Origin of the sequence: Dorea chungnamensis (assembly GCF_039832125.1) — a bacterium.
Lineage (GTDB): Bacteria > Bacillota > Clostridia > Lachnospirales > Lachnospiraceae > JAFBIX01.
Window position 1 is genome coordinate 128,017 of record NZ_JBDOHT010000004.1, and the last position, 23,388, is coordinate 151,404.

At 40.0% G+C, this 23,388-nt stretch carries 22 protein-coding genes and 1 tRNA gene; 2 read left to right on the forward strand and 21 right to left on the reverse strand.

What is annotated here, in order from left to right:
* Entirely contained in the window at positions 1-1,008 is a 1,008-nt protein-coding gene (locus tag ABE613_RS05130; RefSeq protein ID WP_235231864.1) for a deoxyguanosinetriphosphate triphosphohydrolase, read from the reverse strand.
* Positions 1,009-1,023: 15 nt separating this feature from the next.
* Positions 1,024-2,541, reverse strand: a complete 1,518-nt coding sequence (gene pap / locus ABE613_RS05135; RefSeq protein ID WP_235231863.1) for a polyphosphate:AMP phosphotransferase — start codon at positions 2,539-2,541, stop codon at positions 1,024-1,026.
* 162 nt (positions 2,542-2,703) lie between these two features.
* On the opposite strand from pap, the gene ABE613_RS05140 reads away from it, so the two are divergent.
* Positions 2,704-4,098: an MATE family efflux transporter gene (locus ABE613_RS05140; protein ID WP_347375856.1), complete on the forward strand. Its 1,395-nt coding sequence runs from the start codon at positions 2,704-2,706 to the stop codon at positions 4,096-4,098.
* A gap of 84 nt (positions 4,099-4,182) precedes the next feature.
* Here ABE613_RS05140 and ABE613_RS05145 read toward each other — a convergent pair.
* From ABE613_RS05145 to ABE613_RS05165, 5 genes are all read right to left on the reverse strand, one after another.
* Positions 4,183-4,267 (reverse strand) — tRNA-Leu (locus ABE613_RS05145).
* 68 nt (positions 4,268-4,335) lie between these two features.
* On the reverse strand, positions 4,336-4,878 hold the full coding sequence (locus ABE613_RS05150; protein WP_235231861.1) for a DUF5662 family protein: 543 nt from the start codon (positions 4,876-4,878) through the stop codon (positions 4,336-4,338).
* Positions 4,879-4,902: 24 nt separating this feature from the next.
* Entirely contained in the window at positions 4,903-5,562 is a 660-nt protein-coding gene (locus ABE613_RS05155) for a TraX family protein (protein ID WP_235231860.1), read from the reverse strand.
* Position 5,563: 1 nt separating this feature from the next.
* Positions 5,564-7,258 (reverse strand): alpha-amylase family glycosyl hydrolase, encoded by a 1,695-nt coding sequence (locus tag ABE613_RS05160; protein ID WP_347375857.1) that lies wholly within the window; start codon positions 7,256-7,258, stop codon positions 5,564-5,566.
* 27 nt (positions 7,259-7,285) lie between these two features.
* Positions 7,286-8,290 carry a sugar ABC transporter substrate-binding protein gene (locus tag ABE613_RS05165; protein ID WP_347375858.1) on the reverse strand — a complete coding sequence of 335 codons (1,005 nt, stop codon included), beginning with the start codon at positions 8,288-8,290 and terminating at the stop codon, positions 7,286-7,288.
* A 168-nt stretch (positions 8,291-8,458) separates the two neighbouring features.
* Here ABE613_RS05165 and ABE613_RS05170 point away from each other — a divergent pair, with 168 nt between their 5' ends.
* Entirely contained in the window at positions 8,459-8,749 is a 291-nt protein-coding gene (locus ABE613_RS05170) for a DUF1292 domain-containing protein (RefSeq protein WP_235231857.1), read from the forward strand.
* Here the strand turns inward: ABE613_RS05170 and ABE613_RS05175 are convergent.
* The 14 genes from ABE613_RS05175 to ABE613_RS05240 all read right to left on the reverse strand — a co-directional run bounded on the left by ABE613_RS05175 (position 8,732) and on the right by ABE613_RS05240 (position 23,323).
* Positions 8,732-10,573 carry an ATP-dependent helicase gene (locus ABE613_RS05175; RefSeq protein WP_347375859.1) on the reverse strand — a complete coding sequence of 614 codons (1,842 nt, stop codon included), beginning with the start codon at positions 10,571-10,573 and terminating at the stop codon, positions 8,732-8,734. The two genes, ABE613_RS05170 and ABE613_RS05175, sit on opposite strands and share 18 nt — an antisense overlap.
* A gap of 9 nt (positions 10,574-10,582) precedes the next feature.
* A complete protein-coding gene (gene gltX, locus ABE613_RS05180) occupies positions 10,583-12,043 on the reverse strand; it encodes a glutamate--tRNA ligase (protein WP_235231855.1) in 1,461 nt (486 codons plus the stop codon).
* Between the two features lie 2 nt (positions 12,044-12,045).
* Positions 12,046-12,786 (reverse strand): SIR2 family NAD-dependent protein deacylase, encoded by a 741-nt coding sequence (locus ABE613_RS05185; RefSeq protein WP_235231854.1) that lies wholly within the window; start codon positions 12,784-12,786, stop codon positions 12,046-12,048.
* A gap of 69 nt (positions 12,787-12,855) precedes the next feature.
* Positions 12,856-13,320, reverse strand: coding sequence for a threonine/serine exporter family protein (locus tag ABE613_RS05190; RefSeq protein ID WP_235231853.1), 465 nt, complete (start codon positions 13,318-13,320; stop codon positions 12,856-12,858).
* Entirely contained in the window at positions 13,320-14,552 is a 1,233-nt protein-coding gene (locus ABE613_RS05195) for a GNAT family N-acetyltransferase (protein WP_235231852.1), read from the reverse strand. Before ABE613_RS05195 ends, ABE613_RS05190 begins: the two co-directional genes overlap by 1 nt.
* Positions 14,553-14,672: 120 nt before the next feature.
* Positions 14,673-15,422: a hypothetical protein gene (locus ABE613_RS05200; RefSeq protein WP_347375860.1), complete on the reverse strand. Its 750-nt coding sequence runs from the start codon at positions 15,420-15,422 to the stop codon at positions 14,673-14,675.
* Positions 15,423-15,513: 91 nt separating this feature from the next.
* On the reverse strand, positions 15,514-16,668 hold the full coding sequence (grdD, locus tag ABE613_RS05205) for a glycine/sarcosine/betaine reductase complex component C subunit alpha (protein WP_347375861.1): 1,155 nt from the start codon (positions 16,666-16,668) through the stop codon (positions 15,514-15,516).
* Positions 16,669-16,680: 12 nt separating this feature from the next.
* Positions 16,681-18,219 (reverse strand): glycine/sarcosine/betaine reductase complex component C subunit beta, encoded by a 1,539-nt coding sequence (grdC, locus tag ABE613_RS05210; RefSeq protein ID WP_347375862.1) that lies wholly within the window; start codon positions 18,217-18,219, stop codon positions 16,681-16,683.
* Between the two features lie 102 nt (positions 18,220-18,321).
* Entirely contained in the window at positions 18,322-18,783 is a 462-nt protein-coding gene (gene grdA / locus ABE613_RS05215) for a glycine/sarcosine/betaine reductase complex selenoprotein A (protein ID WP_235231848.1), read from the reverse strand.
* Positions 18,784-18,843: 60 nt separating this feature from the next.
* A complete protein-coding gene (trxA, locus tag ABE613_RS05220; protein WP_235231847.1) occupies positions 18,844-19,161 on the reverse strand; it encodes a thioredoxin TrxA in 318 nt (105 codons plus the stop codon).
* Between the two features lie 117 nt (positions 19,162-19,278).
* Positions 19,279-20,223, reverse strand: a complete 945-nt coding sequence (gene trxB / locus ABE613_RS05225) for a thioredoxin-disulfide reductase (RefSeq protein ID WP_235231846.1) — start codon at positions 20,221-20,223, stop codon at positions 19,279-19,281.
* Positions 20,224-20,255: 32 nt separating this feature from the next.
* Positions 20,256-21,566: a glycine reductase complex selenoprotein B gene (gene grdB / locus ABE613_RS05230; protein ID WP_235231845.1), complete on the reverse strand. Its 1,311-nt coding sequence runs from the start codon at positions 21,564-21,566 to the stop codon at positions 20,256-20,258.
* A gap of 17 nt (positions 21,567-21,583) precedes the next feature.
* Positions 21,584-22,864, reverse strand: coding sequence for a glycine/sarcosine/betaine reductase component B subunit (locus ABE613_RS05235; RefSeq protein ID WP_235231844.1), 1,281 nt, complete (start codon positions 22,862-22,864; stop codon positions 21,584-21,586).
* Positions 22,865-22,936: 72 nt separating this feature from the next.
* Positions 22,937-23,323 carry a GrdX family protein gene (locus tag ABE613_RS05240; protein WP_235231843.1) on the reverse strand — a complete coding sequence of 129 codons (387 nt, stop codon included), beginning with the start codon at positions 23,321-23,323 and terminating at the stop codon, positions 22,937-22,939.
* Positions 23,324-23,388: the final 65 nt, after the last annotated feature.

Here is a 23,388-nt window from a genome sequence, read left to right on the forward strand (position 1 = left end):
TTAAAATTTCCAAGATTCCGGTACAAAATATTCTTCAAATTTTTTAACTGCATATGTATCAGTCATTCCTGCTATATAATCACAGACTACCTGTTCCTCTCCCGCCTCGCCTTTTTCAAGCATATCCAAAAACTGCAGTGGCAAAAGTTCCAAATGGTGAATGTAATATTCATACAGATCCTCCACCATACGAATCGCCTTCTCTTCTTCTCCTTTGGCCTTTGAATTCAAATATACATGCTCAAACATGAATTTACGCAGCCCATTTGACGCTTCCTGAATCTCTTCAGACATACAGATCCTTGGCTGATCCATACTATTGGTAATCACATCATGAATCATTGTATTCAATCGTTTTTTTGTAGTTGCACCCAGAATTTTACGATATTTTTCCGGAATATCTTCTTCTCTTAAAATATTTCCCCGTATCGCATCATCAATGTCATGATTAATATACGCAATCTTATCAGACAACCGTACAATCTGTCCCTCTAGTGTATGCGGTGTTCCACTGGTTTTGTGATTGCGGATTCCATCCCTCACTTCCCAGGTCAGGTTCAGTCCCTGTCCCTCTTTTTCAAGTATTTCTACAACCCGAACGCTCTGCTCCTGATGTTGAAACCCCAAAGAGCAGACCTGATTCAATGCGCGTTCTCCGGCATGACCAAATGGTGTATGGCCCAGATCATGTCCAAGCGCAATTGCTTCTACCAGATCTTCGTTCAGACGAAGTGCTTTTGCAATCGTTCTTGCATTCTGCGAAACCTCCAGCGTATGAGTAAGTCTGGTTCGATAATGATCTCCTTTGGGAAGAAGAAATACTTGTGTCTTTTGTTTTAATCGACGAAACGATTTGCAATGCAGAATCCGATCACGATCTCGTTGAAATACCGGACGAATATCACATTCTTGTTCCGGTCTGTCTCTTCCCACAGAATCCTTACTTAAGGCCGCATATGGGCTCAAATATTCTATTTCCCGAAGTTCTAACTGTTCCCTGATCGTCATGTATCTGCCACCTCTTTATCTCTTTTTTTCCTTTAATCGAGTTTCAATTGCATTCACCACAGTTTCTAATACTTTAATTCTTGCATAATATTTACTATTTCCTTCTACTACAATCCAAGGTGCATTGGGTGTGGAAGTACGAATCAACATTTCATTTACAGCTTCTTCATACTGACTCCATTTTTCTCTGTTACGCCAATCTTCATCCGTTATTTTCCATTGCTTTTCTGGATTCGCCTGTCTTGCTTTAAACCTTCTCTCTTGTTCATCCTTATCAATCTGCATCCAGAATTTTAAGACAATTGCACCTGAATTCGTAAGATCCAATTCCATATCATTTATTTCTTTATAAGCCCTCTGCCATTCCTGTTTTGTGCAGAAACCTTCAATTCGCTCCACCATAACTCTTCCATACCAGGTCCGGTCAAATATCGTTATATGTCCTGCCTTTGGCATATCCGTCCAAAAACGCCATAGATAATGATGTGCTTTTTCTATATCATTTGGAGATGCGGTTGGATGAACCACATATCCTCTTGGATCCATTTTTTCTGTCAGGCGCTTGATTGCCCCTCCCTTTCCTCCAGCATCCCAGCCTTCAAATGCAAGTACTACCGGAATTCTTCTGCGATATAACTCACTGTGAAGCTTTTCTATCTTCTTCTGTAGTTTTTCCAGGCGCTTTTTATACTCCTCTTTTGTATAAGAAAGGCTTAAATCTGCTTTTGCTAGAATTGATTCCTTTAATTTTTTATCTTTTTCCGATTCATTAACCCGGAATTCCTCTTTTTGTCCCCTTTCTTCTGTTTCCTTTTTCACTTTCTGTTCTTTGATTCTTTCTTCCAAAGTCTGGATTACAATTGCATAAATCTTTGCTGTTGCAAACTTCCGATCAGTTGCTTCAACAATGTGCCATGGCGCATATTCTGTATCTGTGCGCATTAGCATCTCCTCATTCATTTTCTGATATTTTTCAAATTCTTTATTTCTCTTTAAATCTCCTTTGCTCACACGCCATGAAGTCTCTTCTGAACTCAACAATTTGTCGAATCTTTTTTTCTGCTCCTTTTTCCCAATTGCCAGAAAAATTTTAATAATTACCATTCCATCTGCAGTTAATTGTTCTTCGAATGAACAAATCGAATGATATGCATCCTCAATTTCTTCTTTCTTCATTTTTTTATCAAAGCGATCCACCAAAACCTTTCGATACCAGCTACTGTCATAGATTGCAATTCTGCCCTTCGCTGGCATCTTTGTCCAGAACCTCCATAAAAAAGGATGCATACGTTCTTCTTCTGTCTCATTCTTCACAGCATATACTTCAAATCCTCTTGGATCAAGTGCCTGAATCAATTGCGCTATCTGCACTCCTTTTCCAGATGCTCCATACCCTTCAAAGGCAATCATAACGGGAATCCCTAACTCTTTGCATTCCCGCTGTAATTTCCCAAGTTTCGATTCATATCCCAACATCTTTTCTTTATATTCCGTCTTACTAAGACTCTTCGTCAAATCTATTTTTTCCAACATATTTTCTCCTCCTTGCACAACCAAGAATGCCAATATTTCTAAGATTTCTAATTCTTTTATTATTATACACTATTTGCCAAATATATATTGGTTTTTCGCAAAATATGGATGTTGTTTTTCTTTTATAATGCTATAATTTTCCTATAAAGGAGTGTTTATATCATGTCAAAAACAAATTTGGGGAAAAATCAGATAACAGAAGGGATTATCTGGAAACAACTATTAATCTTTTTCGTTCCTATTGCAGTTGGAACGTTGTTTCAACAATTATATAATACTGTGGACGCCATCATTGTGGGTAGATTTGTAGGAAAAGAAGCTTTGGCTAGTGTCGGAGGATCAGCTTCGGTCATCTCTTATCAGGTGGTTGCATTTTTTACTGCTCTATCTACTGGTGCAACCGTAATCATCTCACAATTCTATGGTGCATGTGATTCCAGGAATCTTCACAAAGGCTTACATACTTCATACGCCTTTGCAATTATTGTAAGTATCATAATCTCTATTGTCGGATGGTTTTCTACTCCATGGCTCTTAGAAATTATGAACACCCCATCAGATACAATGGACGATTCTGTTTTATATCTAAGAATTTATTTTCTTGGAATTATTGCTACACTAATATACAACATGGGATCTAGTATTATGCGGGCTATTGGTGATTCCAGACGGCCTTTATATTATCTGATCATCTGCTGCGTCCTGAATATAACAATGGATCTTCTTTTTGTGGTTGTATTGAAAATGGGGATTGCTGGTGCCGCTATTGCCACTATCTTGTCTCAGGGGACAAGTGCAATTCTGGTAACGAGATCACTCATGACTTCTTACAATATGCTGAAATTAGAACTTCGTTCCATCCGTCCCACTCTATCAATCCTAAAATCAGAACTTCGCATTGGACTTCCGGGAGGACTTCAGGCTTGCACTTATGGACTTACAAACATGATCATTCAATCTGCCATCAATGGTTTCGGCACCGATACCACTGCTGCATGGGCGGCTTTCGGAAAAATGGATCTCATTTTCTGGGCAATCAGCGGAGCACTGGGCACTTCCGTTACCACCTTCTCCGGACAGAATTATGGTGCAGGGAAAATGAACCGTGTATACAAAAGTGTACGCATAAGCCTTGGAATGTCCCTGGCCATCTGCGGAACAATCCTGGCATGTCTGATGATATTCGCCCGCCCATTATTCCATCTCTTTACCACAGATGAGAATGTCATTGAGATTGGAGTATATATGTTGCTCTATATTGTTCCAAGCTACAGCATCTATATATTTGTAGAGATAATATCCGGTGCCCTTCGCGGTATGGGAGATGTACTGATTCCATCTCTGATAACAATTGGCGGTGTCTGCGGCGTAAGATTGCCTTGGATTTTAATCATGACACCAATCCATCATAGTATATCCACCATTCTGATCAGTTATCCTCTCGCCTGGGCATCCACAGCACTTTTGCTGATTCCCTACTATTTCTATCGCAAGCGGAAGATGAGGCGCAAGACATCCGGGGGATGTCTGCTCTGCGCCGACCGGAGCGAAGCGTAGATCTTGAACCTCGGGTTCAAGGGACGCTTCGGCTCCTAATACAAAAAGGTCCAACCCATAGGGTTGAACCTTTTTGTATTAGGATGCGGAAGATGGGACTTGAACCCACACGACTGCAATAGTCACAAGATCCTTAGTCTTGCTCGTCTGCCAGTTCCGACACTTCCGCAAGTGGCGTCTTTATCAACTGCCCGAAGATTATAATACTACACTATACTACAAAAGTCAACAACTAATTTAACTTTTTTTCTTTAACACATGATGTCTTATGTAATAGAATGTTTTTTCTTCTCCTTCATCTGCCAACATCCTCAATAATGAATGTAACAATCTTGCTGTCTCAGGATGGATCATCTTACCTAGTCTCGCAGCACCTTTCTCATAATACTCCAACGGATGCGAATCCATATAATTCTCGCCTTGATAAGTCTTAGACGCTGCAATCCTGTCTACAAACATTTCTACTACATACTTCACAGGCATCTTAAGCCCAACAATACCTTCTTCTGGATTCACGCTATAATCAATCCAATATTCGTAATGATGTTTATTTCTGCCCTTGTGATGAAGCCATGCCTGCGAATATCCGGTTGCTTCCCGTTCTGCATTATTAGGGCTTCGATTTCCTTGATAATACCAACATCCTACCAAAAATTCTGTTGGCGTATATTTGGACAGATCATGGAGTAATCCTTGTTTATAGAGTCCTACTTTAAAACAACCTTTCATAACCAGCCATTTATGGTGATTAATCGTCTTCAAATGTTGCAAAGCTTTCATATCTCTTTACTTCTCTTTCTTTCATCATCCAATCAATCTTTTCATCAAAAATAACAGGAACAAGTGCATTGGATAGAAAATGTAAAAAAAGTATTTTATTCCTTTTCCTCGTTCTCCATTATATAATGCAATAGGAAACATCGCAATAGCTCCATATCTCTGCAAGTTCCCTTTCCAGAGAAAGTTCCACAAAATTCCCCCTGCCAGTTTCAATCTTTTATTCTGACGAAACAAATAAAAAACCAAAATCAAAAGAATTCCCTTAAAACTATAATCTGTCTTCAAACATACAGCCGCCCACATCACCAATAATACTTCAACCACTTTCGTCGGCCATTCGCCTGCCATTTGCAACACATACATCATAAGCACGCCTAAAAGTAAAGTAAAAAAAACATTCTGATGAGTGAATTCCAATATTGTTTCACGAAAAGCAAGGTCATAGGGAATCTCCGAGATTACAGCAAAAGTTCCAAGCCTTATCATATATTGATATAAGTCATGCGTATGAAAAAACCCTTCCACTAACAAAAAGCAAAATATTGGAAAGGACACTCTTCCTATCTCCCTCATCAACATACATTCTGGAAAAAGGACTGCACCCGTATGGTCTATGACCATTGTAATAATTGCAATCCATTTTAATTGATAAGATGTGAGTCTAATTTTCTGTACCAATCTCATGCTATTTCCTGCCTATAACCAGCATAATAGTCCTTTCTGCTACTTCGACCAGTCTCTGATTATCCAAAAGTTCTGGTTCTTCTAAAACTCCTTCACTGGTTGAAGCTATTTTATACCATTTCTTTCCTGACGACAATGCCGGTAAAGCAAATGGATGCTCCTGCCAATGCATATTGTATGCCACAAAGCAGTCGTCTCCTCCGACAGCAGCGCCACTATAATAAACTCCTAATTGCCTGCTGGAAACCTCCGATGGAACTCTCCACGCGCTCTCACCATGATAAGACACATCAGGGACTCCACAACTGACTTGATCAATTCCCCGCATTTCTTCTTCCGGCCAGAACACCGGATATGCTTTTCGTATTTCGATCAATTTCTTTACAAAATCATGCAATTCTTTTTTCTTTTCTAGTTTACTCCAATCTAACCATCCCACTGGATTATCCTGACAATACACATTATTATTGCCTTTTTGTGTATTTTCAAATTCGTCGCCCGCCAGAATACAAGGTGTTCCTTGTGCAAAGAGTAACAAGAAAAATGCATTTTTTATTTGTTGCTGACGTAATTCCAGAACAGCCTTTTTACGAGTCACACCTTCCACACCACAATTCCAACTGTAATTGTATTCCGGACCGTCCTGATTATTTTCTCCATTCGCTTCATTATGTTTTCCATCATAGGATACCAGATCATACAAAGTAAATCCGTTCTGATTCGTAATATAATTATAAGTTCTGTCTCCCAGAGAATTATGCCGCAGCCAATACATAACTTCAGGAATCATTCCTTCATCACTTTTCAAGAATCGTCGCATCACCGTCTGAAATCCGGTCTGATGTACCATAATCTTTGTTTTCTTCAAAATCGGATCCGCACAGATACCCTCCATGGGTGCCGAAGATGGATTTAGTATGAATCCATCTACATGATATTCCATCATATAATATCTTAGACATTCTTCCATCATCTGTTTTGGAACATTACCAGAAAACGGCATTTCCAACACAACTTCTATTCCTTCTCTATGGCAGGATTTGACCATATCTTTTAATTCATTTACAGCATCTTTTGAATAGGCATAAGCACCCTTTGGTGCAAAACAATAAGCATCCCCATATCCCCAGTAATTACAATATTGAAGATTTTCTTCAAAATCATATACCGGCATACACTGAATCTGGTTGATTCCAAGTTCTTTCAGATAAGGTATTTTTTCAATCACTCCCCGAAATGTCCCTTTGGCCTTTACCTTAGATGAAGAATGTTTTGTAAATCCTCTTACATGCAGGCTATATGCAATAATACTATGATACGGAAGCTGCAAAGGCGCATCACCTTCCCAGTCATATTCTTTGATATCCAGCTTTCCTCGCACTTCATGCATCTGAACATCTCTTGCCTGCCCCCATTTTTCGCGTCCTGCCAACGCTTTTACATATGGATCAACAACAATCTCCCCATCCATCTCATAGTTATATTCATATTCAGATGGGTCAATATCTTCCAGCGCAATATATCTTACTTCCCCAATCGATTTCTTCATTCCAAAAGACATACAGGGTTTCTTTTCTCCTGCATGGTATAACAATAACTGACACTCCTTCTCCTGTGGTACTGCCACCGAAAAATTCATGGTATTTCCTATCCTCGTAACTCCTAGTGGTAAAGGTCTTCCCTGTATCTCTTTCATGCTTTATCCTTCCTGTCGTCTATATTTTTACTGCCACCCATCTACGCCATACATATCAACGTTATCTTTATCAATCATAAATACATCTTCATAGGTCTCTTCTTCGTATTCATTTCCTTCTAATATGTCAATTCCAACCTGAGCTGCTGTTTTTCCCATATTAATAGGAGATTGTGCTGCTGTTCCTGCTATCTGACTTTCTGATTTCTTCAGCTCCTTCTTTATGTCAGGAGAACCATCTACACCATAGATGATTACCTTGTCAAGTCCCGCCAGATTCACAGCCGTCTTCGCTGCAACTGCCAATTGATCATTTCCACACATAATAGCCATTACATCAGTATATTCATCTACAATCTTTTCCGCAGCATCCAAGGCCTTTTCAAATTCTCCATTCGTATCGGCTCTGGCAACAACTTCAAATCCCTTCTCGGCTTTTGCGATTGCTTCTTCAAATCCTGTAATTCTATCATTAATTGAATTCTGTGTCGGACATTCTAAAATAGCAACTTTTCCTCCATCCGGGCATCTTTCGATCAGATCTTCCCCACAAATATATCCCGCTTTTTCATTATCCGACCCAACATATGCGTCTACATAATCCATCTCTTTTACTTGTGTGTCAACATTAATGATTTTGACATCTGCATCTTTCAGCTTTTCCAAAGATGGAGTAATCGCTTCCCAATCCACCGGGCAAAGGAAAATAGCATCAATGCCTTCCTCTATCATCTCTTCAATCTGGGTTGCCTGAAGTTCTGGATCCGATCCCGGGTCTTTCGTGATCATCTGATATCCTTCATCTTCAATAGCTTCTCTCATTGCTGCCTCCAGCGTTATAAAATATGGATTTTCCATATCGATTGCCGTAAAGCCAAATACATATGTATCTTCTTCTGTCTCTTCACTATCCTGTGTCTCTTCCGTAACAGCATTGTCCTCCGGAGTACCTACATTCTTCTTGCAGGCGGACAATGCGAAAATGCATATGAGCATCACTGATAATACTCTTAACATTCTCTTTCTCATCATAATAGTTTTCCTCCTTATGCATATGTTCGCATATTTAATATACATTTTACAACATTTTTACTTGTTTGGCTACTGTTTTCATTTTCTTGTATTTCCTCCAAAACATCCTTGCATTTTGCATGCTCCTTTGGTACAGTTAAAGTATCTATAAATAAAGGAGATTATGCTATGGATGAATACATGACAGTTGAGCTTACTCTCGACAACGATGAAGTCGTTGAATGTGCCATTCTAACATTATTTGAAGCGAGCGGCAAAGAATACATCGCTCTTCTTCCTCTTAATGAAAATGGCGAGACAGAAGACGGCGATGTATATCTTTACCGTTATATTGAAAACGAAAGCGGCGAACCAGAGCTTGAGAATATCGAAGATGATGACGAATATGAAATTGCTGCTGACGCTTTTGACGAATGGATGGATACACAGGAATTTGAAGAGTTAGACGACGAGGAGTAGTTCCTCGACAAAACGGGAAGGATTGATATCCTTTCCGTTTTTTTCTTTTACATAACTAATAATCAGCTTTCTTTTGGCACGTGTCATAGCTACATAAAATAATCTTCGTTCTTCTTCTATATCATCAGGAGTCTTTGCTTTCTTATATGGTATACTTCCTTCATTACTTTCAATAATAAAAACAGAGTCATACTCCAGCCCTTTGGCCCCATGGATTGTCATGAGAGCAACACCCTCTTTACTCTCTTTTTTTTCTCTCTGCTTTTCCAACATCTCCCGATAATTATCTACATGAACAAACCATTCTCTGATAGTCTGAAACTCTCTGGAATTCTGTTGTATCTCATCTAGAACATTCATGATTTCCTCTAAGGATATCTTTCTATATGCGGCGTATTCTTTTAAGAATTCATCATATCCTATACTTTTTCGAATATATTGAATCGCAGCAAATGGCGTCTTATTCTGAATCATCTTCATATCCCATTCCAACTGGTCAATTCGATCCATCATCCAATCCTTATCACAATAGAAATTTCGTAATGATTCATAACTAATTTTATCCCCACTTAAGCTGTCACGACCAATATAACGTTTTGGACGGTTGGCAACCTGAAGAAAATATTTTCGGTCATAATCTCCTTGTGACAAATGGAAATAACTACTGATATCGATCCCTACAAAATGATCATAAATATTATTCAGATATTCTTTCATCGTAAAAGGTATCTGATACTCCATCAGTGTTTCAGAAAGCGCCCTTGCATCTAAATTCGTCCGATACAACACAGCAATCTGATGATAAGGAAGCCCCTGGGCAACATACTCTTTTATCTTCTCCAACACATATTTACTCTCTTCAACCGGATCTTTTACCTCCTGAACATGTATAGTCTCTCCCGGTTTTTTCTTGGAAATGATTTCTTTCTCATAACGTTCCTGATTATGTGCAATAACGCGCAATGCACCTCTTACGATATGCGCGGTTGAACGATAATTAATATTTAAAAGGATTTGTTTCGATTCTGGATAATTTTTTCGGAATTCCATCATGATACCAGGTTTTGCACCTCTGAATCCATAGATAGACTGGTCATCGTCGCCTACCACAAACAAATTATTTTCCGGTTCAGCAAGCATCCTGACAACATCGTACTGCGCCTGATTTACATCTTGAAATTCATCCACAAGAATATAACGGAATTTTTTCTGCCATTTCTCTAAGATATCTGGCCGACTTCGAAAAAGATCCCGACACATCACCAGCATATCTTCAAAATCAATTTTTCTTAATTTTCTTTTTTCTTTCTCATATGACTGATACAGTTCCCGAAATCTGTTCGTCCCATAACGAGAAGATTCATAGAATTGAATATCATAACAATTATTTTTCACATTTCCTATTTCTATTGCCAATTCTTCAAGAATATCTTTCTCCTCTTCCGCATCTGATATTTCTCCCCAATCCATAGATACCGCAATTTGCTTAATGAGCTGAATCTTTTCTTCCTCCAACAATAAATTAGCCTGATTCAGTCCATAGGCCCACTTCAAAATTCCGTAATAAATCCCATGAAATGTACCAAAAGTCACCGGTACCCCTGATGTTCCTATAATTTGTCGGAAACGGTTCTTCATCTCATTTGCAGCATACTTTGTAAAGGTAATGACCAGAATTTCTTCTGGTCTTACCTTATACTTTGTAATCAGATATTCTATTCTTTTCGCTATGGTAAGAGTTTTCCCGGAACCGGGACCGGCAAGAACCATACATGGTCCATTCTTATGGGCGACCGCCTCAGCCTGAGCCTGATTTAAACTCATAGATTCACCTTATTTGCTTAATAACTCAATTCCTTTCCTGATTCTCTTAAGAGATTCTTCTTTTCCAAGGATTTCCATAATCTCTGTTGCTCCGCCAGGAGTACTCTGCTTTCCAGATACTGCCGTTCTGACTGGCCACATCACAAAACCTGTCTTCACACCTTTTTCATCCACATAACCTTTTAATGTGGCAAAGAGAGCATCATTGCTAAAGTCCTCCTGCTCTTCAAGAATCGGAAGAATCTCCTGAAGGACCTCAAGTGAATTTTCTTCATTGGTTTTCATCTTTTTATGGCAATACATAGTAGTGTCATAATCCGGCAACTCTTCAAAGAAGTCAATCTGTTCTTTAATATCTGGGAAAATTTCGATTCTAGTCTTTACCAGAGCTGCTATTTTCTTTAGATCATAATCTTTTGTCACAACTTCTCTGATATATGGTTCTGCCATATGATAAAATTTATCAAAATCCATGGATTTTAAATATTCACCATTCATCCATTTTAATTTCACGATATCAAACACCGCCGGCGACTTACTCATATGATGATAATCGAATTCCTTCACCAATTCTTCCAACGAGAATATCTCCTGATTGCCAGATGGACACCATCCCAACAATGCAACATAATTCACAACTGCTTCTGTAACAAATCCCTGATTGATCAAATCCTCATATGAAGAATGTCCACAACGCTTGCTCAGTTTTTTATGATTCTCATCAGTAATTAATGGACAATGTACATATGTTGGAATCTCCCATCCAAACGCCTCATAAATCTTGTTATATTTCGGCGCAGATGACAAATATTCATTCCCACGTACAACATGCGTAATTCCCATCAAATGATCATCAATAACATTAGCAAAATTATATGTCGGATAGCCGTCTGATTTGATCAAGATCAAATCTTCTAATTCCTCATTTGGAACTGTAATGTCACCATAAATATCATCATGGAAAGTTGTTGTCCCCTCCGTCGGCATATTAAACCGAATAACGTACGGCTTACCGGCTGCCAGATTCGCTTCTACTTCCTCCTTGCTTAATCCCAGACAATGCTTATCATATACAACAATTTCTGTTCCACCATCAGCAGAAACACTGCTCTTTAATGAATCCAGTCTCTCTTTGTCACAAAAGCAATAATATGCATCTCCCTGTTCGATCAACTGCTTGGCATATTTCAGATAAAGACCTGATGCATTACGTTCACTCTGCACATATGGACCTACTCCTCCATCTTTATCCGGGCCCTCATCATGAATCAAGCCTGTCTCCGCTAATGTATGATAAATGATCTCCAACGCACCGTCTACAAAACGCTCCTGATCCGTATCTTCAATCCTCAGCATGAAATCTCCACCTTCATGCTTTGCAATCAAATAAGCGTATAGCGCTGTTCTTAAATTTCCTACATGCATTCTCCCTGTAGGACTTGGTGCAAATCTTGTTCTTACTTTACTCATGGTTATCTTCCTAATTCCTTTCGTATTTTTTCTAATGTATCATCTACTCTTGCATGAATTACAATATCTGCATATTTATCAGAAAAATGAGGCTCTTCATTTACTAAAATCAGCTTACTTCCATCGTAATAATCTATCAGCTGACTACAGAGATATGAATTGAGATTCGTTCCAAGCACCAGCAATACATCTGCTTTCTGAATCTCTTCTGCCGCTTTTGTAATAACTACATTGTCTACCATCTCACCAAACAAACATACCTTAGGACGAATTGGCGTATTACAATGCTCACACAACGGAACTCTGGCAGAATCTCTGACATATTCCATAGAATACTTGCGTCCACAATGCGGACAATAATTATCGTATACACTACCATGCAGATTAATTACATTCTTACAACCAGCTCTTCCAGGAAGGCCAAAAATACGCCTGGTAATAATTGACTGAAACAAACCTGCTTTTTCCAATTCCGCCATCTCATAAAACCCTTTTCCTGGCGGTTTATCTAAATGACTTAACAACTCATTTCGATAAAACTCAAAAAATTGATCTTTTCGGGTGGAGTAAAATGCGCTCGAAAACAATTCTTCACAAGAATATCCGTATTTTAACTCAATATCATAAGACTCATCTCCGTCTCGAATTGCCGGATAATCACTCTCGATCAACATACCAAAACCACTTAAAACAGTAGTATACTTGCTTTCTTGCAATATCTTCAGTAAAGTTCTTTCCAACATGTAGCATCCCTCCCTCTTATTACATAACCTGGAATACATACTTATTGTAGCACAACCCTTTAACTTCCATCAACCTTTTCTAAGCCGTCTGAATTTTCTTTCTCTCCAATAATTCGCCTGAAATACTTCTCGTGGTATAGATACAATCAAGACAATTCCCAGTACCATGGCAAATGCAATTTTCAAAGATTCCATCCCTTTCTGTACTGCCAGTCCCAACTGATTAGTCACCAAATAATAAGCTGTAAAATATACTCCTGCTCCCGGTACCATTGGAAAAATTCCTGATACAAGAAATATCGTAATTGGACATTTCATCTTAACTGTCAGCATTCTCGAAATCAAGACTACCACCAGTGTTCCAAAAAATGAAGCTACTGCCGGAGAAGAATATTCATGAGCAATCAGATACATAAGCCACCCGGCAGCTCCCGTCATTCCGCAGCATAGATAAAAACGCTTGGGAACATTAAACAATATAGCATATCCAATAGTCCCCATAAAAGCACACAATATATTAATCAGAATCCCCATTATATCATAAGTCCTCCTCCCATGTTATTGTAAATACTGAGCGTCAATCCTACACCTACTGCTATATAAACAAACGTTAGCAACGCATCAATCATACGCACTGTCCCGGACAGAAAATCACTGTCCGCTATGTCTCGTATTGCATTCACAAATGCCAGTCCCGGAACCAACGGCATGATTGAACCGATAATCATTCCTTCCAATCTGACTCCCCCTAGAAAAGGAAGATGAATCGCAATGATTGCCATCAAAGTAATAATCGCTCCTCCCACAATATTCACGATCATCTTAGACATATTATGTTTCTTTCCAACCAATACCCATAAATACAACAGACATCCAATGCAGAACGCAATCACACTCTCTCGCAGCGTAGCTCCTAATAAATATCCAAAAAATCCACTGCCAATACCAGCCGCAAGCACTTGAAAATACCACTTCTTAGCAGGCATTTTATCAATCACTTTCAAACGTTCAGATGCTTCATCTATTCCTACATTCCCAGCAGTAATCTCTCGAGACAAATCATTAACTTCTGCCACAATTCCAAGATGCGAAGCAGACAAAGGTACCTGCTTTACCTTTGTATATGCCTCTTCCATATCATTTTCCGCAGTGACAAAGATTGCATGGCTCAAGGTAAAAATATCAACTTGATCAACATGAAAACGATTACAGATTCTGGTAATTGTCTCTTCCACACGAAATATCTCCGCTCCATTTTTCAAAAGAATTCTTCCAGCTTCCAGAGCAAGATCGACAACTTTCTTAACATTTACTTCCGACTCAAGCTGCTTCTTCAAATAAATCATATCTGTGAGCATAATACCATCTTCATAAATCGGTTTTTTATAATTCTTTACAAAAAAATCAACAATAATATGGGAATTAACAAATCCACATTTTTTATAAAAATCTAACGTCTTCTGACAATTACCTGTTCCTACATACATAGTGTCGCACTGCGCACTATAATGCTCACACAGAAAAAGTATCATATTTTTCCCATAGCCTTTTCCCTGGTCTTCTTCTCTGGTCGCTATGTTCTTCAATTCACATTTACGATTTTTCAACAGCATTACCACACAGACTGTCTTGACCTCCCCATGCTCCTTCAATATAAACATCTCGCCCTCATCCAGATACTTCTCGATCATCTGTTCTTCCGGGTCAGCCATCAGCAACATATCCATGTATTTTTTCTTATTGTCTACAACCTGTTGAATATTCATTTTTGCACCTCTATCAATTAATCCAACTTATTATAGCACCTACATTCTGAAAATTATAGTATAATTTTACATAGTTTTAGGGATGCTTTCTGAGTTCTTCTCAAATAACATCCCTAATCTCTATCTTCCTGCCGGATAACAGAATACTTCTCCTGTTTTCAAATATAAGATTCCGCAAGAACTATAATAATTTGGATTTCCTTCTGCTACTTCTATGTAGAATAGTGACGTTAGATTATCAAATGCACCTGGCTCTATGTAAGTAATATTCCCCGGAATATAGATTTCCATTGTCTCTGCTTCCAATCCTTCGGCCACAGATTTCGCAATTCCAGTACATTTATTGTTATTTGGAAATGCCAAAACTCCATCGGCAACCGGCATATCTTCGTACCCAACAATCAAGCCATTCTCATCACACAAGAAACCATTAATATTGATGTAACTGTTACTTACGTCTCCCTCTTCTTCTGGTATTTCATCCAAAATTCCCACTGGAAGAGCTTCATCTGGCAGTGATTCCTGATAGCTTTTTTCAACAGAATTTGTCGATATTGCAGTGGGTTTTACTGATATTTTAGGTATTTCACTAATATTCAGATTTACCACATCTGCAAATCTTGGCGAACCAGTGTGTGTCTGTTCTCTGATAACCATTGAAATTTTATTCGTTGACATTGCATCTACAGCATGCGTCATCGTACTATTCATTCCTTCGACCGTTGGAAGTTCTGCGCAGACTTGTGCCTGATTCATTACCCCAACAGTTAAAGCACTCCAAAATAAAATACTGATAATTGCACTTATTATTCTCTTCCATGGAACATAAATATGAATGCCTGGATATCTTAATTTCAAAACCGCTTCCATAACTATTAACACCTCACGGTTTTATTATAAATCCATCTGTCCCTAAAAAGAAAGTGGCATCTTGACACATCAAGATGCCACAATACAATTATTATTGAATATATCCAGCTTTTTTAAGCTCTTCTTCTGCCTTTGCAAGATTTGCATCAGACACTCGGATAATCGGTCCGGTACATCCCATTCCGCTCTCTGCATAGATATTGATCTTCCACAATGCTTTCACTGCATCTTCCAGATCCATAACCTCAATTCCAGGTATCTGTGCTGTTACGATCTCTTTTGGTGGTTCTTTGACTTCTTCTGCTGCTCCTGCCGGTTTCTGAGATGCTTTTAATGCATCCAGGATGTCCTTTAATCCAGCCTTCTGAGCTGCCGCAAATTCTTCTTTTGCTACTTCAAAGACTTTTCCTCTTACCAGCTGTGCTGCATATCGGATCGCATTTGCAATGACCGGTGCTCCACTGGCTCTGGATACGATCATGACTAACTGTTCATATCCTTCTCCAATGCCTGGTCCATAGCCATATCCTGTTGCTTCAAAGCTTCCGCCTGTATTTGCAGATGAAAGCATCTTCACAAGGATATTTCCTGTCAGGGAATCCGTTACCATAATGTCCGGTGATGCCTGAAGCACATCATTTCCTCTCATCACACATCCGCCATCTGCTCTGGATGACTCTGCAAATGTAATGTCATATCCCTGTTCCTTTAACTGTTTCAGGGCTTTTTCTGTCTGACGTGCGCCGTCTACATTCAGGATTCCTACTGATGGAGCGGCATTTCCACATGCTTTTGCAGTAATGATTCCATAGATTGCATTCTTGATCATACCTTCAATACGGTCTGTACTGGAAGTTCCGGTCGTGTTCGCAATATACATCTCTTTTCCCATCGCTGGTGTTACACAGCGTCCAACCGTTGATACACCAATCGGGAATGGGAAGTGCATGGTCACTGCAGCATCCACTTCTTTATTCTTCAGCATCTCTTCCATCTTATCATGGCCTTCTTCATCATTCGCCACTTTGACGGTCGTTACGCCTTCTGCCTCTAATGTACCAATGTAATATACATCGATTCCATCTTTTGCTGCCGCCACTGCTGCAGCCATGGAGTTCTCTTCTCCGTGCTCGCTTCCCATTCCTGTGAGGGCAACCTTTGGTCTCTTGCCAAAGCTTCCTGTTTCCAGTCCCTGTGCCATCTCCATGAATGCCTCAGCGATCATCTTTTCAATATTTTTTGCCATATCAAAGCCCCCCTATTCTGCCATCAGGGTAGCTGCAAAGTCTTTCATTGCTTTTGCGATCAGTCCCTTAACCTCTTCTTCGGATACACCTGCAGCAGCTTCTTCTTCTGCCTTTGTATTTCCGTGAATTACGAAGGATACACCGTCAAATAAGTTTGTCATACGTCCAAGGAACAGACTTCCTTTTCCGATGATCATTGCATTCTTAATCTTTCCTTCCAGAATATCTTCACGTGCAAATCCTACATATGGTACTCCTGAAGGAATATGACCCTGGGTAGGAGCCCATCCGGTAAGACCGTGGTCTTTTGTAAAGGATGCCAGTTCTTTTCTGTCAAGCTCGCCTCTCTTTACTGCCAAAGCTGCGATCATCTTGTAGTTTGCAAGCGGAACATCTCCTGCTCCTGCCGGTTTTGTGATGTCCGGATTCTGCATCTCTGGTGAGAATTTATCGATATCTGTAATCTTCATTCCAACTCTGTCAAGTGGATCAGCTACCAGACTTCCGATTACGTTCTGTGGTGCGGAACCTGTTCCAACACTGTGACGTCCAAGCATTCCAAGGTCAATCTCTGGGTTTACACCATCATTTTCAGAAATGACAACTGCAAATCCTCCCAGGCAGTCCTCAAGGATCGGAAGGCCTTTCTTCACATGGTCTTTTCCATTCATACCAAGTTTTGCTGTACATCCGCCAGCAGTAACTACTACCGTCTTGTATGCACCGGATTTTACAAGTGCTGCTGCTTCAATCAATGCATGCGTCGGAGCTGCACAGAATCCTCTTGCATCAGAACCTGTTGCATTCACAAGACCTGCAACTTCAGCTGCAGCCTTTGCAAAGTTACCGCCACCGCGCTGATTCATATCACCACATGCCTCTTCCGCACAGTCGATTACATACTCTACATCTGCTTTGTCAATTCCTGCATTACGTACTGCATAGAGAAGTGCCAGTACACTGGATGCCTTGCTCATCAGGTTCTCATGCATTACGTGTGATGACAAGTTCACATCGATATCATGAGCAGGCTTGATACATCCAACCAGTTTGTTTTCAAAATATAATGCTTCTGCATGGTCATCATTAATCAATGCTTCGATCTCTGCAATCTCCACACCTTCCTCAATCTTCTCTACGATATCATCAGAGATGATCGGGTCTGCTGCAAATGCATCTTTATATTTTGCAACGAATTCTTTGTCGAGTTTTACAACTTCGAACATATCACATGCCTGAACAAGGAACAGGAATTCTTCCTCTGGCATGATCTCGCCATATTTTCCGTAGCGCTCTGCGCCTTCTTTTTTCTTATCATAATATGGGAACTCTACCTCAGCCAGCTCATCCGGATGTACATTTCCAATATATGTCTGGTTTGGCCAGTAAGAAACTGCATCCTCATAAGAGCGGAGATGTCCTGGAAGTTCTTTTAAGTATTCAGACTCTGGATTTACGATTCTCTCTGTTGTCTGAGTTGTTCCGTTATATAAAACCATATCAGGAGTATGTGCCAATACGTAGCTTGCTCCTTTGATTACACTATTCATGGGTTTTCCACCTTTCTTTTTTCTTGCTTTGACGAAATTCATAGAAAAAAGAGGCAGTACCCTAGTGGGTACACACCGGGTCTGCCCCTTTTTAAGCATCGATTAAGCCTGTTCTCTGATAGCTTCCATCTCACTAACGATGTCGTCTACGTCAAGAACCATTTCCATCATACCAACCTGCTCGTCATATACTGCTTCATCAAATTCTTCTTTGATTTCAGGTTCACATACGTGATATACCGTGAGTCCAAGCTGGACCCCTGTCAATGGACCTGCAAAAGTAGGATCGCCTAATGTTACAGTCTCAGCTGCAAGACCTGCAGCTTCGCCTTCAGCTGCTCCAAGAACTACTACTAAGTTCTCTGCGCCGTATTCTTCAGCGAATTCCTTTACTCTCTTCTGATTCTCTAAGTCCATTGCGCCTGCGCTCGTTCAGACGAAACATTCCGTTGATGAAAATACGATCTCAGCACCAGCAGTCTTTACGCATTCAGCGATAGCTGGTCCCGGAATTCCATCACGGTCTCCGATAATTATTGCTTTTTTCCCTTCTAAAATAGCCATAATTATGCTTTCTCCTTTCTTAAGTGGTAAAAAACATGTTATATGATCAAGAAATATCTCTTAGATATATTTCTGAATCATCGCTTCAATACTTTCCGGTGTTGCTTCTTCCTTTACAACTTCGTCGATCTTCTCTCCGTCTTTGTAAATAGCCATAACCGGAAGGCCAAGAATCTTCTGACTGATTGCCAGACGACGTGCCTTTGTTGTGTTCAGAGATGTGAATTTTAATTTATCTCCATATGTTTCAGCAAACTCGTGTACCTTTGGCATCAGAGCCTGGCATGGAACACATCCATCTCCATAAAAATCTACAAATACATAACCTTCTGCCTCTAATACTTCAGCCTGAAAGTTTGTCTTATCCAAATCTAACATTGGTATCATCCTCCTTTTATTATGTTGCTTTTTATATAACCCGGAAGAACCAAAAGGCGTCACTTTATGACCATGCGCCGCTTCGCACCGCGATTTACTTTTCTCCGGCTATATAATCTAGAAGTAATCAGACATGCTTCTTTCTACCTGAACAGCTGCGATTGCTCCATCAGCTGCTGCAGTTACAACCTGTCTTAAACTCTTGACACGAACATCACCTGCTGCATATACACCTGGGATGTTTGTATGCATATCAGCATCCGTCTTGATATATCCGCGTTCATCCATGTCAATGATTCCTTCGAATGGTTTGGTATTCGGAACAGTACCGATAAATCCAAACACACCGAACATTCCGTCTTCTTCATCAGCTTCTACTGTAGTGATCTCGCCAGTCTTTACATTCTTTACTTTCATCCACTGAAGGATATCATCTCCTCCAACTTCTTCAACTACAGAATCCCACATAAAGTTAAGTTTTGGATTCTTGAATGCTTTTTCCTGAATAGATTTTGCAGCACGAAGTTCATTACGTCTGTGAATAATCGTAACTTTTCTTGCAAATTTTGTAAGATACATAGCTTCTTCTACAGCGGAATCTCCACCACCTACTACATATACTTCAAAATCTTCGAAGAAGTTTGCATCACATGTGGCGCAATAGGAAACACCTTTTCCTGTGAATTCAGCTTCACCTTTACATCCGATCGGACGTGCATGAGCACCGGTAGCAATGATTACATTTCTTCCTTTGTACTCTTCTTTTGCGCTCTTCAGGACTTTGATCTCGCCCTCAAGCTCCACTTCTTTGATTGTATCAGACACACGCTCTGCTCCAAATTTTGCAGCCTGCTCTGTCATTCTTGCAATCAAGGATGGACCTGATTCGCCTTCTACGATCTGTCCCGGATAGTTTTCTATCTCATCTGTAATTGCAATCTGTCCGCCATCCTGACCTTTTTCAATAATCAGAACAGAAAGACGGCTTCTTCCTGCATACAGTCCTGCTGCTAAACCAGCAGGACCTGCACCCAGGACAATAACATCATAAATCTTATCCATTTTTGTTATTCTCCTTTAATATAAGGTAACACCTATTCGAAAATTGTCTGATCGTCTACTTCTGTTGTAAGAGCATTCAAAGCTTTTTCAACAATACGACGACGAAGTGCTTTTTCCTCATCTTTATCCAGTGCTGGATTTCCAAGAGGATGTGGAATTGCGATAGCCGGAACGATTCTGTTCGCACCAACTGTCATAGAAATAGGAGTTACTGTACAGATATGTACAACCGGGATACCAGCTCTCTCTATCTCTTTAACCATCGTTGCACCGCAACGAGTACAGGTACCTCAAGTAGAGGTAAGGATTACTGCGTCTACACCGTCAGCCAGTAATTTCTGAGAAAATTCTGCTGCAAATGCTTTTGCTGAAGCAACGGCTGTACCATTTCCTGTTGTTGTGTAGAACAGGTGATGCAGTTCTCCAATAATTCCTTCTTTTTCCATGTCACGAAGTACATCAACCGGCAATACACGGTCAGAGTCTTCGTTTGCATATACTGGGTCATATCCACCATGAGCAGTTTCATATGTCTCTTCGGTAAGATCCATAACACCAGCGATATCATACTCACCATAGTGAGATGCACTTGAACTTTCAATATGATCTGGATTTCCTTTTGGTACAATACCACCAGAAGTAACCAGAGCGATCTTAGCATGAGCAAGATCTTTTACTGCCGGATTCGGAGCTACTCTATCGAAGTCAGGCATTGGATATTCTGTAACAAACGGTTTGTCAGCCAATTTCTTGATAAGCATCTTAACAGCTCTCTGAGATCCTCTTTCTTTTTCAAAGAAGTTCACACGAACGCCGTTTGGAATATATCCTTCTTCACAAGAAGCGCCAATCGGCTCACCTTTTCCAACTTTTAATGCAAGAGGAGCTAATTTTTTAATAGCATCTCTCATACCTGCTGCACTGTTCTTTGTAGATACAATATATACCTTATCTTTGAACATATCAGCACCTGGATTTTCAACATACATACCAGTTACAGCCGGAATTCCAAGTTCTTCCTGAACTGCTGCTGCGATAGTTCCGCAAGCAACACCATAACGTCCAGCGTTAAATGCAGGACCAGCAACGAATACATCTGGATTCTGCTCTTTTACCATAGCGAGGATATCAGCTTTTGCTTTATCAAGGTTCTCATTAAAGTAAGAGTCACCACAAACGATTGTAGCAATAATCTCTGCTTCATCCCCAAAATTCTGTGTCAATGCCATACCCGGTCCAACGATCTCGCCAACACGAATCTCAGCCGGATAATCTGCTTTCTCTTCTCCACCAATCTGTGCAAAGAACTGATTGATGTAATGAACAACTTTTAATTTAGCCATTATATTATCCTCCCTTCCTATCTTGCGCTCAGCTTATTGAAACCGGTCTCATTAGTTGCACCTGTGAGTACCTGAAGCTCAACTTCCAGAGATCCATCTTCGCGAAGTGTCTCCTCACTTGCTCCAGCAATCTTGGTTACATAATCCAAAGTTCCAATTACTTTATCAAGTTTTGGCAGGATAATTACCTGGTTTGCATTTCCGCCAGTTACTACTGCATCTGCAGCTGCATCAGCATCAGCCAATGACTGAGACTTTCCATCACGTCCAGCATATTCATCTGTAATGATTACAGTTTTAACGCCTTCAGCTTCGATCTTCTTACAGTTCATGATAAGGTCTGTATCTGGGTTACCAAATCCTTCCTGAGATACAATAACGCCATCCAGATCCAACATCTTACACAGCTTAGCTGTCCAATCAGAAGAACGCTGTTTATCTGCCAGGTATACATTTTCATTTGTGATGATCTGGCATACAAAGTTTAATGTTTTTCCGTGCTGCTCAAACAAATCATGTACAACTGGATTGTTCAAGTGTACATATGTAGGGTTTTTATCACAAGCAGACACACAGTTACCAGATACGATTGCACCGTCCATAATCTCTGTTGGGCTTAAAATTGTAGGAACGATTTTCTTTGCATCCACACCATATACATATGTGTCATGTAATAATCCCTGACTCTGAAGCATCTGAACATATGCAACTCTTGGAAGATCTGGATATTTTTCCATACCTTCTTTAATTGTGCATGTCTCATATACTTTTGTCTCATCAGGTGTCAAGTCACGAGCTAATTCCCCAATATAAACTGCAACTCTGAATCCTGCGAAACGAACAGCCTTCTCATAATCATGCTGTTTGATTCCATCAACCGGTTCACATACCATTACCAGGTTCAAGGTCTTTGAGAAAGGTGTATAGTCAGCTCCCGGACCTGTCATATCAATGATACCTTCCTGGAAACCAACGATCTTACCTGCTGTTACTACAGCCATTCCTTTTAATGCATAAGTTTTTCCTTCACCAACTGTATCAACCTTAGAGATAACGCCCGGGAAGATTCCCCCTCTTCCTTCAACTTTAACTCTTGGTTCGATTACGTCTTTAACTGGTGTAATTCTTACTGACTCACCTGGTTTTGCAATGTCAAATGATACGCTCTTAATCTTCTCATCCTCAAGAGCGACAGCCTTAACGGCTTCTTCGGATACATAAAGGATTCCGTCTTCAATCTTAGACTCAGCTGCGAACTGAATATCCTTAATGTAAATGTGTCCCATTTCTAATCTCACTTGTAGTTCCCTCCTTCAAGAAATTTGATATTATTGTGTAAGCTTTAACGCTTTTACAACCTCACTTATGACCTACCACGCATCAGCCGATGCCATTCCACTTTCCAGCAAGGTCCAGTCAATCAACTGAAAATCGTCATATACCGAAGCTTTATATTTGTCTGATTTAAACTCAAACTTCTGGCACGCTTGTATGGCGTTTTCAATCAACGTAAGAGACCTCTCGTCGATCTCCCCCTTTCCCTCCGTAATCATTATGGATTTGTATGGTGTTTCATTAGGCTTCACGCTCCCCGACAATGGGTGCGTCAGAAGCAAATGACCTTCATGGATTCTGTCTCTGACTTCTTTTAGAATCTCTTCGTAAGAAATCTCCTTGTATTCTACGTTGTGCGTCTCCTTAAGCTTATCAAAAACCAGTGGATTATTCGTTATAATGATGTATTTCTTTTGATTCACGTTCCACTTTCTCCTTTCAGTCAATCTGCCAGCCTATATGAAAACTCATACTAAATGCATAGCAA

Coding starts and splice junctions, on each gene's coding strand:
- ABE613_RS05185 (WP_235231854.1), bottom strand. CDS start 12,786: ATGTTGGAAAGAACTTTACTGAAGATATTGCAAGAAAGCAAGTATACT.
- pap (WP_235231863.1), bottom strand. CDS start 2,541: ATGTTGGAAAAAATAGATTTGACGAAGAGTCTTAGTAAGACGGAATAT.
- ABE613_RS05175 (WP_347375859.1), bottom strand. CDS start 10,573: ATGAGTTTAAATCAGGCTCAGGCTGAGGCGGTCGCCCATAAGAATGGA.
- gltX (WP_235231855.1), bottom strand. CDS start 12,043: ATGAGTAAAGTAAGAACAAGATTTGCACCAAGTCCTACAGGGAGAATG.
- ABE613_RS05160 (WP_347375857.1), bottom strand. CDS start 7,258: ATGAAAGAGATACAGGGAAGACCTTTACCACTAGGAGTTACGAGGATA.
- trxA (WP_235231847.1), bottom strand. CDS start 19,161: ATGTTAGATTTGGATAAGACAAACTTTCAGGCTGAAGTATTAGAGGCA.
- ABE613_RS05170 (WP_235231857.1), top strand. CDS start 8,459: ATGGATGAATACATGACAGTTGAGCTTACTCTCGACAACGATGAAGTC.
- grdC (WP_347375862.1), bottom strand. CDS start 18,219: ATGAATAGTGTAATCAAAGGAGCAAGCTACGTATTGGCACATACTCCT.
- grdD (WP_347375861.1), bottom strand. CDS start 16,668: ATGGCAAAAAATATTGAAAAGATGATCGCTGAGGCATTCATGGAGATG.
- trxB (WP_235231846.1), bottom strand. CDS start 20,223: ATGGATAAGATTTATGATGTTATTGTCCTGGGTGCAGGTCCTGCTGGT.
- ABE613_RS05150 (WP_235231861.1), bottom strand. CDS start 4,878: ATGAAAGCTTTGCAACATTTGAAGACGATTAATCACCATAAATGGCTG.
- ABE613_RS05200 (WP_347375860.1), bottom strand. CDS start 15,422: ATGGAAGCGGTTTTGAAATTAAGATATCCAGGCATTCATATTTATGTT.
- ABE613_RS05130 (WP_235231864.1), bottom strand. CDS start 1,008: ATGACGATCAGGGAACAGTTAGAACTTCGGGAAATAGAATATTTGAGC.
- ABE613_RS05190 (WP_235231853.1), bottom strand. CDS start 13,320: ATGGGGATTCTGATTAATATATTGTGTGCTTTTATGGGGACTATTGGA.
- ABE613_RS05155 (WP_235231860.1), bottom strand. CDS start 5,562: ATGAGATTGGTACAGAAAATTAGACTCACATCTTATCAATTAAAATGG.
- ABE613_RS05140 (WP_347375856.1), top strand. CDS start 2,704: ATGTCAAAAACAAATTTGGGGAAAAATCAGATAACAGAAGGGATTATC.
- ABE613_RS05195 (WP_235231852.1), bottom strand. CDS start 14,552: ATGAATATTCAACAGGTTGTAGACAATAAGAAAAAATACATGGATATG.
- ABE613_RS05165 (WP_347375858.1), bottom strand. CDS start 8,290: ATGATGAGAAAGAGAATGTTAAGAGTATTATCAGTGATGCTCATATGC.